The sequence below is a fragment of the Nocardia sp. NPDC060220 genome, from assembly GCF_042727815.1.
In the GTDB taxonomy this organism is placed as follows: Bacteria; Actinomycetota; Actinomycetes; order Mycobacteriales; family Mycobacteriaceae; genus Nocardia.
On sequence record NZ_JBHWZY010000213.1, the window covers coordinates 1 to 9,090 of the forward strand.

Consider the following 9,090-nt stretch of genomic DNA (forward strand, 5'->3'; position numbering starts at 1 on the left):
CGAACGACGCCGAAGATTGCACGTCGCTGCTGGCGATGTTGGGTCTCGACGCCCTCGCGGGCAAGCAGGTCGGCGCCCCCGACTCCGCCGCTCGCTGCGGCGCTGCTGCCCGAGTCTGATCCGGCACCGGCCGCCCGAATCGGGCGGCCACTGCCGACGCCTTCGCCGACGCGCTGACATCGCCGTCAGCCCCGAGTCGCCGTTGAGCGTTGCTCGACCGGCGAGAAGTCATCGCCACCACCGATCACCCCACCGGCTATCGCCGGTCGTGGCGCACCGAGTAGTTCCGCGGTGTTCGCGAGCGTGATCAAGTACTCCGGCAGTCCGCGCACGGCGTCGACGCCCGGCGCGGGCGCCGTCGGCGGTCCTCCTCCGCAATGGAAGTAGCGATCGACCGACCTGGATGTGGCGTGCCCCGACGGAGGGTTGACGCCGATAGCCGGGCCTGTCGATCCGGGAACGCTGTGCCCGATACCCGGCCTAGACACATCGTGCTGGCCGGGCGGTCGATACCGCGGTGCCCTACCCCATGTCCGGTCATCGCCTCCGCTCGTGCTGACGCTCGGACCCATACGCCCAGCCGCTGAGCCTGCAGCGGGAACACGGCCCGCCGAAACCACCCCGGGGTCGACAGCCGCCGCGGAAGTCCCCGCGGGCGCTGTGAGCAACCCTGCGCCGACAGGTGCCGTCAACGTAGCCGCACCGCTCGGCGGTGCCGCGCCAGTGACACCCGACGACGCCGAGGTCACCGTCGTAGCGTTGCCTGGGCGTGCCGATCGGTCATCGGATTCCACCGATCTGCCGTCGACCAGTTCGTGACCGTCGACCAGCACTCCCGTGCCGCGATCAGCACTCCTCACCTGCTCCGAGTCTCCGACCGCCACCTGCTGGGCCGAACTCTCCCCGGACGCGACGGACAAGTTCTGCCCGCCATCTGCGGAAACCTCGACCGGCGACACCTTGCGCCGCTCGCCTCGCGATTGCCCCACGGTGCCGATCAGTAATTGCCGATCGCTCAGCTCGCCGGAGTCGAACGACCGAAGTGGCATGGGCAGCACCGGAATGCGAGCGACCAACTCCGCGATCGGCAACACGTATCGCTGCCGCATCGCCGTCCGCGCATCCTCCTCCGCGGCCGAAGCCGCACCGTGCGCCGATGCTGAGCCCATGGTGTGTACCGCCCCACTCGCCGACCATGCCGCGGCGCCGATCTCCTCGGCAACGGGTGACCCGACCGCGTACTTGGTCGCCACGATCGCCTCGGCAGCCGCTCGAACCACGCCCGGCAAATCCTCCAGCGCGACAGTCAGATCGTGCGCTTGGGCGACATAGTCGTCGACCGCGGATCCGGCCGCGGCGGCACCCACGCCCGACCAAGCCGACGCCAGCGACCCATCCACTGCGTGCCGGAATGCGCGTAGACCCTCGTCCCACCACCGCGCGATCTGCTCGAACCTGTCCGCTTGCGCCAACGCGTCGGTCACCTCGAGTGCCCCGAATGCCGCGACGATCTCCCGATGTCGCCAACAATGCGTGTTCTCCCCGCCGCCGGGAACACCCGATTTCGTGACGTCGCTCGAATAGTCCGGATATGTGTTCTCGCCGCGAATACCGCTCGGCTCGGGGCCTGTCACGCTGACACCGAAGAAATATGTTGTCCCGCAGAGGGTTCCGGCATCCGAAGTCGATCAGCCCACGCTTCGTCAGCAACCACCATCAGATCGCGCGCAGCCCGGAAAGATTGCCGAATATCGGCCACGATCTGTGAATGCGCGTCCAATACGGCAGTGACGCTGTTCTCGTTCGCCGCCGCGAGGGAACGCAATCGCGCGACCAATGTGCGACCGGATACCAACCGCGCTTCTCCCTCGCCGAGCCCCCAGCGCTCCTGATCGCCGATTTCCACGGCAAGTGCCCGTATCCGCGCGATCGCGCGGAGAAATTCCACACACGCACCGTCGATCCGGGCGAACTCCGCCGGCCGCACCGCGACCGCGCTCGAACCGACTTGCCCCGCTTCGCCGACCCCACCCGGATACACCACAGTTCCCTCCCCGTGCACTCTGTAGTCAGCTGAAAACAGCTGGTAGGCCCCTGATTCAGTCCGAAATCTACGCCCGCTGCCCGAGCCCGGCAACCCGCGAAACCACAACTGTGGATAACTCGGGTCTGTGGATAACCCTGGCGTGGGGCTCGACCGAGCCGACAAGCCGAACACCGCCCCCGACGCCGGATATCCCCGCATGACGGTTCGATGCCGGACCGCCGTGCGATCCAGGGATCGGCAACAAGACAATTAGACTGGACAACAAGACGCTGCGAGCGTCGGCGTGCGACCCTGTGCGAACGCAGCACGGGTAGGCGTGACGTACCAGGCACGAGCGAGGAAGGTGGGGTCGATGGCGTCGAGTACCGAGGATCGACGTTTCGAGGTCCTGCGAGCGATCGTCGCGGACTACGTCGCCACCAAGGAACCGATCGGCTCCAAGTCCCTCGTGGAACGGCATCACCTCGGCGTTTCCAGCGCCACCATCCGCAATGACATGGCGGTGCTGGAGGCCGAGGGCTACATCACGCAGCCGCACACGAGCTCGGGCCGCATCCCCACCGACAAGGGCTATCGCGAGTTCGTCGACCGGATCGCCGAGGTGAAACCGCTTTCGGGCGCCGAACGCCGGGCGATCATGGAATTCCTCGAATCCGGGGTCGACCTCGACGACGTTCTGCGCCGCGGCGTGCGCCTGCTGGCCCAGCTCACCCGCCAGGTCGCTGTGGTGCAGTACCCCACCGTCTCGGCCTCGATCGTGCGCCACATCGAGGTCGTCGCGCTCAACCCGGCCCGGCTGTTACTCGTGGTGATCACCGACACCGGCCGCGTCGACCAGCGCATCGTCGACCTGGGCGCGGTGATCTCCGACGAGGACCTGGCCGCCGTGCGTGGCCTGCTCGGCGGGGCTATGGACGGCAAGCTGCTGTCGGTGGCGAGTGCGTCGGTAGCCGGTGTGCCCGAACGCGCACCGGCCAAGATCCGCGACGTGCTGGTCCGGGTCTCGACCGTCCTGGTGGAGACGCTGGTCGAGCACCCCGAAGAACGCCTGGTCCTCGGCGGCACGGCCAATCTCACCCGCAATGTCGCCGATTTCGGCTTCCCCGGCTCCCTGCGCACCGTGCTGGAAGCCCTGGAAGAACAGGTCATCGTGCTCAAATTGCTCGCCGCCGCCCAGCAGCCGGGCCAGGTGATGGTGCAGATCGGCGAGGAGACCCAGGTCGAGCAGATGCGCGGCACCTCCGTCGTCTCCACCGGTTACGGTGCGGCGGGCGCTGTGCTCGGCGGTATGGGTGTGCTCGGCCCGACCCGCATGGACTACCCCGGCACCATGGCATCCGTCGCGACGGTCGCCCGCTACATCGGCGAGGTGCTCGCCGAAAGGTGAAGCCAGCTCGGGATCCACGACAACCGGACTGTTAAGGTCGATACTTCGGCCGGTAAAGTTGAGTGGATTCGACTAAAGGATGCGCCCGGCGCTCGGCCGGCCCACACCGACCAAGGACTAGAGAACTCACGTGGCACGGGATTACTACGGACTGCTCGGCGTCGGCAAGAACGCCACCGACCAGGAGCTCAAGCGCGCTTACCGCAAGCTGGCCCGCGAACTGCACCCCGATGTGAACCCGGACGAGGGCGCGCAGGCCCGCTTCAAGGACGTCTCCACCGCCTACGAGGTGCTGACCGACCCCGAGAAGCGCCGGATCGTCGACCTCGGCGGTGACCCGCTCGAAAACGGCGGCGGCGGAGCAGGATTCAACGGTGCGGGCTTCGGCGGCCTCGGCGACGTCTTCGAGGCGTTCTTCGGCGGGATGAGCGGCCAGGGCGGTGGTCAGCGCAAGCCGCGCGGCCGCGTGCAGCCCGGCGCCGACTCGCTGATCCGCACTCGGCTGAGCCTGGCCGAATGCGCGGTCGGCGTCACCAAGCATCTGACCGTCGACACCGCGATCCTCTGCGATGTCTGCGTGGGCTCTGGCACCAACGGCAACTCCAAGCCGGTGCGCTGTGAGACCTGCGACGGCGCGGGCGAGGTGCAGTCGGTGCAGCGCTCGTTCCTCGGCCAGGTGCTCACCTCGCGGCCCTGCCCCACCTGCCGTGGCGCGGGCGAGACCATCCCCGACCCCTGCAACAAGTGCGGTGGCGACGGCCGCGTGCGCGCCCGTCGCGAGATCGCCGCGCCCATCCCGGCCGGTGTCGCCAGCGGCATGCGGGTTCGCCTCGCGGCGCAGGGCGAGGTGGGCCCCGGCGGCGGCCATGCCGGTGACCTCTACGTCGAGGTGGTCGAGCAGCCGCACGACACCTTCGTGCGCGACGGCGACGACCTGCACTGCACCGTCCGAGTGCCGATGGTCGACGCGATCCTCGGGACCACTGTGGTCGTCGACACCATCCTCGACGGCCCCACCGAACTCACCATCGCGGCGGGCACCCAGCCCGGCGAGGTCATCCAGCTGCGGGCGCACGGCATGCCGCGCCTGCGTTCGGGTGCGCGCGGCGACCTGCTCGCCCACCTCGACATCGTCGTGCCGAACAAGCTCGACGGCAGGCAGACCGATCTGTTGCGCAAGTTCAAGGGCATGCGGGACAAGGATCGCGCCGAGGTGATGTCGACCCAGTCCGAGCACAACAGCGGTCTGTTCGCCCGGCTGCGCGCGTCGTTCAGCGGGCGCTGAGCCCGTGGCCGCAACGGTCTTCTACCTCGACGAGGTCCCCGAGCCGGGCGCTGTCGCGGTGCTGGACGGCCCCGAAGGCCGCCATGCCGCGACCGTGCGCCGGATCAAGGTCGGCGAACCGATCACCCTGTCCGATGGGCACGGTGTGCTGGCCGACTCGGAAGTCGTTGCGGCCCAGAAGGACCGGCTCGAACTGGCGGTCCGTGACCGTCGGATCGCCGCGCCGCCCACTCCGGCGGTGACCGTGGTGCAGGCGCTGCCCAAGTCGGATCGCTCCGAGCTGGCCGTGGAATTGATGACCGAGGCCGGCGCGGACCTGATCGTCCCGTGGCAGGCCGCGCGCTGCGTCGCGAACTGGGAAGCCAAGGCCGCCAAGGGCATCGAGAAGTGGCGTGCGGCGGCGAAGTCTGCGGCCCGCCAATCCCGTCGCGCCTACATTCCCGAGATCGCCGCCCTGCACCGCACCCGCGACCTGGTGGAACTGGTGCGAAAAGCCAAGGCGGACGGCGCGATCGTCGCTGCCCTGCACGAATCCGGCGCGGGTAGATTCACCGAACTGCCGTTGGCCCAGGCGAGCGAAGTGGTGCTGATCGTCGGCCCCGAAGGCGGCCTCGACGACGCCGAGCTGGCCGCGCTCGCGGAGGCGGGAGCCGACATCGTGCTCCTCGGCCCGACCGTGCTGCGCACCTCCACCGCGGCGGCCGTCGCGCTCGGCGCGCTGGGGGCGTTGACCTCGCGCTGGTGAGGCAGGAGTGGACCGTCCGGAACCGGGTATTTCACAGGGACGCGAACGGCATAGCACGGGCGCATTTTTATCCACTGTGCGGTGTCAGTGCTCGGCGGTAAACTGATCTCATCGAACACCAGGTCGAAACCGGAAGCAGGCTGTAGCCACTTTTGAAGAACTCAGGCGAGATCGGCAACCCCACCAACCCCGTATCAGACATCGGCGCAGGCGGTAACAATGCTGGTCCCGCCGCGCGGACCGTGCGTTCCAGCATCGAGCTCGCCCCGGAGTCGGTTTTCGGTTTCCTCGGCTCGGCCGACCAGAACCTGCGGCAGCTGGAGAAACTCCTCCCGGCCGACATCCATGTCCGCGGCAACACCGTCACCATCACCGGTAAGGCAGGCGATGTGGCGCTGGCCGAGCGGGTCATCGAGCAGCTCGTGGCGCTGACCGGCCGCAACCGGGTGATCACGCCCGAGGCGGTTCGCCACACCATCTCGATGCTTACCGACGAGGGCGTGTCCGAATCGCCCGCCGAGGTGCTGAGCCTGGATATCCTGTCGCGGCGCGGCAAGATCATCCGCCCCAAGACGCTGAACCAGAAGCGCTATGTCGACGCGATCGATGACAACACGATCGTGTTCGGCATCGGCCCCGCGGGCACCGGTAAGACCTACCTGGCCATGGCCAAGGCGGTGCAGGCCCTGCAGTCCAAGCAGGTCACCCGCATCATCCTGACCAGGCCCGCGGTCGAGGCGGGTGAACGGCTCGGCTTCCTGCCCGGCACCCTCAACGACAAGATCGACCCGTACCTGCGCCCGCTCTACGACGCCCTGCACGACATGATGGACCCCGAAGCCATTCCGAAGCTGATGGCCTCCGGTGTCATCGAGGTCGCGCCGCTGGCGTACATGCGTGGTCGCAGCCTCAACGATTCGTTCATCATTCTCGACGAGGCGCAGAACACCACGGCCGAGCAGATGAAGATGTTCCTCACCCGCCTCGGCTTCGGTTCGCGGATGGTGGTCACCGGCGACATCTCGCAGGTCGACCTGCCCAACGGTCAGCGTTCGGGCCTGCGTGCGGCCGCGGAGATCCTCACCGATATCGACGACATCCACTTCTCGGAGCTCACCAGCGCCGACGTGGTCCGTCACCGGCTGGTCTCCGACATCGTCGACGCCTATGACCGCTTCGAATCCGAGACCCGCGCGGTGCCGGGCCCGCACTACCCGGGCAATCGCGCCCAGCGCAGGGCCGCGGGTCGCAGCGACCGGCGCTGAGGTGCGCCACGCTGGCCCGATGCCGCTCCCGGCGGCGTTGGGCCAGCACCGTACCCTGAACAGGTGAGCATCGAGATCGCCAACGAATCGGGCATGGACGTTCCCGAAGAAGACCTGGTCAGCGTCGCGCGTTTCGTGATCGGCCGGATGGACGTCCATCCTGCCGCCGAACTGTCGATGGTGCTCGTCGATCTCGACACCATGGCCGACCTGCACGTGCGCTGGATGGACCTGCCAGGCCCCACCGACGTGATGTCGTTCCCGATGGACGAACTCGAGCCCGGCGGTCGTCCCGACAGCCCGGAGCCCGGCCCGTCGATGCTCGGTGACATCGTGCTGTGCCCGGAGTTCGCGATGGGTCAGGCGCAGAAGGCAGACCATTCGCTCGATCACGAGCTGGCCCTGCTCACCGTGCACGGCGTGCTCCACCTGCTCGGCTACGACCATGCCGAGCCGGAGGAGGAGAAGGAGATGTTCGCGCTGCAGGCCCAGCTGCTCGAGGAGTGGTACGTGAGCTTGCGCGAGGAGCAGCGCCGCGCCGAGCTGGCCGAGCGTGACGACCGTCTACTCGGCAAGGCAGGTTTCACCGCACCCGGTGAAGGCCCCGCGTGACAGCACTGACCCTGATCCCGCTGGCAATCGTGTTGATCGGTATCGGCGGGGTGTTCGCGGGCGTGGACTCGGCACTGAACACGGTGTCACGGGCCAGGCTCGACGATATGGTCCGCGAGGAGCGCCCCGGCGCCGCGCGACTGCGCAAGATCGTCGACGACCGTCCGCGCTATGTGAATCTCGTTGTCCTGCTGCGTATCCTGTGCGAGATCACTGCCACGGTGCTGCTGGCGGCGGCGACGCTCGACCTGTGGAACGAGAGCACGGCGCTGCTGGTCACCGCCGCGCTGATGGTTGTTGTCTCCTACGTCGTGATCGGCGTCGGTCCGCGTACCCTCGGCCGTCAGCACGCCTACTCGATCGCGTTGGCCGCCGCCGTGCCGCTGCAGATCATCGGCGCGGTGCTCAGCCCGGTCAGCCGCCTGCTGATTCTGCTCGGCAACGCGATCACCCCCGGTAAGGGATTTCGCAACGGCCCCTTCGCTTCCGAGATCGAGCTGCGCGAGGTGGTCGACATGGCCCGCGAGCGCGGCGTGGTGGCCGACGATGAACGCCGGATGATCCAGTCGGTCTTCGAGCTCGGCGACACTCCGGCTCGCGCGGTGATGGTGCCGCGCACCGAGATGGTGTGGATCGAGGACGACAAGACCGCCGCCCAGGCGATGTCACTGGCGGTGCGATCGGGTCATTCCCGGATTCCGGTGATCGGAGAGAACGTCGACGACATCCGCGGCGTGGTCTACCTGAAAGACCTTGTGCCCTACGCCGATCGCGCCCGCAAGGTGTCGGTGGGCGATGTCATGCGGCCCGCGAACTTCGTCCCCGATTCCAAGCCGCTCGACGAACTGCTCGACGAGATGCAGCGCCGCCGCAATCACATGGCGCTGCTGGTCGACGAGTACGGCGGTATCGCGGGCCTGGTGACCATCGAGGACGTGCTCGAGGAGATCGTCGGTGAGATCGCCGACGAATACGACACCGACGAAACCCCGCCCGTGGAGGACCTCGGCGACGGGCGCTACCGCGTCTCGTCGCGGCTGTCGGTGGAAGACCTGGGGGAGCTGTACGGCCTCGACATCGAGGACGACGACGTGGACACGGTGGGCGGGCTGCTCGCTCACGAGCTGGGCCGCGTTCCGCTGCCCGGCTCCAAGGTGACCGTCTACGGGCTGGTGCTGCGCGGCGAGGGTGGCGCCGACGCGCGCGGGCGCATGCGAGTCAACACCGTGCTGGTGCGCCGGGCCGCGGACAAGGCCGACAAGGCGGAGAAGAAGACCGACAAGCCCCGCAAGGGCACGACCGACGAGGCAACCGCCGACACCGACACGGTGCGCGTGCCCGACGACAACGGAGAGCACCATGAGTGAACTGAACGCAGAGGACAACAAACTGCTGGTACTGGCGCGTGGCGCGCTGGGCCGCACCGGGGGTGCGAGCGGCGCCGCGGTGCGCGATACCGATGGCCGCACCTACGCCGCGGGCGAGGTCGGGCTGACCGCGCTGCGCCTGACCGCGTTGCAGGCCGCCGTGGCCGCCGCGATCTCGAGCGGCGCCGAGGGGTTCGAGGCGGCGGTCGTCGTCGGGGGTGACGCCGAGGACGCGGGTATCGACGCCGTGCGCGAGGTCTCGCCGTCGGCTTCGGTGATCCGCACCGACCGCACCGGCGCCGTGCTGAGCGAGGTGCACGGTGGCTGACTCCGGCAAGGAATTCCGTTCCGGCTTCGTCTGTTTCGTCGGCCGCCCCAATAC

Annotated in this window: 9 protein-coding genes; 7 read left to right on the plus strand and 2 right to left on the minus strand. The window is 68.3% G+C overall.

From position 1 onward, the window contains the following. Positions 1-185: 185 nt before the first annotated feature. Together ACFWF3_RS13640 and ACFWF3_RS13645 are read right to left on the minus strand one after the other, a co-directional pair. Entirely contained in the window at positions 186-1,634 is a 1,449-nt protein-coding gene (locus ACFWF3_RS13640) for a hypothetical protein (RefSeq protein ID WP_379313929.1), read from the minus strand. Next, positions 1,631-2,044 (minus strand): hypothetical protein, encoded by a 414-nt coding sequence (locus ACFWF3_RS13645; protein ID WP_378993856.1) that lies wholly within the window; start codon positions 2,042-2,044, stop codon positions 1,631-1,633. Before ACFWF3_RS13645 ends, ACFWF3_RS13640 begins: the two co-directional genes overlap by 4 nt. Positions 2,045-2,399: 355 nt before the next feature. On the opposite strand from ACFWF3_RS13645, the gene hrcA reads away from it, so the two are divergent. The 7 genes from hrcA (at position 2,400) to ACFWF3_RS13680 (ending at position 9,036) form a co-directional block, all read left to right on the plus strand. Beyond that, positions 2,400-3,434, plus strand: coding sequence for a heat-inducible transcriptional repressor HrcA (gene hrcA, locus ACFWF3_RS13650; protein ID WP_378637503.1), 1,035 nt, complete (start codon positions 2,400-2,402; stop codon positions 3,432-3,434). A gap of 130 nt (positions 3,435-3,564) precedes the next feature. Continuing rightward, complete coding sequence (gene dnaJ / locus ACFWF3_RS13655) at positions 3,565-4,719, plus strand: molecular chaperone DnaJ (protein ID WP_378993858.1); 1,155 nt, start codon at positions 3,565-3,567, stop codon at positions 4,717-4,719. A 4-nt stretch (positions 4,720-4,723) separates the two neighbouring features. After that, positions 4,724-5,464 carry a 16S rRNA (uracil(1498)-N(3))-methyltransferase gene (locus ACFWF3_RS13660; protein ID WP_379313930.1) on the plus strand — a complete coding sequence of 247 codons (741 nt, stop codon included), beginning with the start codon at positions 4,724-4,726 and terminating at the stop codon, positions 5,462-5,464. Positions 5,465-5,664: 200 nt separating this feature from the next. Beyond that, positions 5,665-6,729 carry a PhoH family protein gene (locus ACFWF3_RS13665; RefSeq protein WP_378637749.1) on the plus strand — a complete coding sequence of 355 codons (1,065 nt, stop codon included), beginning with the start codon at positions 5,665-5,667 and terminating at the stop codon, positions 6,727-6,729. Between the two features lie 63 nt (positions 6,730-6,792). Beyond that, positions 6,793-7,341 (plus strand): rRNA maturation RNase YbeY, encoded by a 549-nt coding sequence (gene ybeY / locus ACFWF3_RS13670; protein ID WP_364410399.1) that lies wholly within the window; start codon positions 6,793-6,795, stop codon positions 7,339-7,341. Then, complete coding sequence (locus ACFWF3_RS13675; RefSeq protein WP_379313931.1) at positions 7,338-8,708, plus strand: hemolysin family protein; 1,371 nt, start codon at positions 7,338-7,340, stop codon at positions 8,706-8,708. Before ybeY ends, ACFWF3_RS13675 begins: the two co-directional genes overlap by 4 nt. Beyond that, complete coding sequence (locus tag ACFWF3_RS13680; RefSeq protein WP_378993864.1) at positions 8,701-9,036, plus strand: cytidine deaminase; 336 nt, start codon at positions 8,701-8,703, stop codon at positions 9,034-9,036. Before ACFWF3_RS13675 ends, ACFWF3_RS13680 begins: the two co-directional genes overlap by 8 nt. The last annotated feature ends 54 nt before the right edge of the window (positions 9,037-9,090 follow it).

Excerpts from the sequence above, each read along its gene's own strand:
- hrcA (WP_378637503.1), top strand. The coding sequence starts at position 2,400 with ATGGCGTCGAGTACCGAGGATCGACGTTTCGAGGTCCTGCGAGCGATC.
- ACFWF3_RS13680 (WP_378993864.1), top strand. The coding sequence starts at position 8,701 with ATGAGTGAACTGAACGCAGAGGACAACAAACTGCTGGTACTGGCGCGT.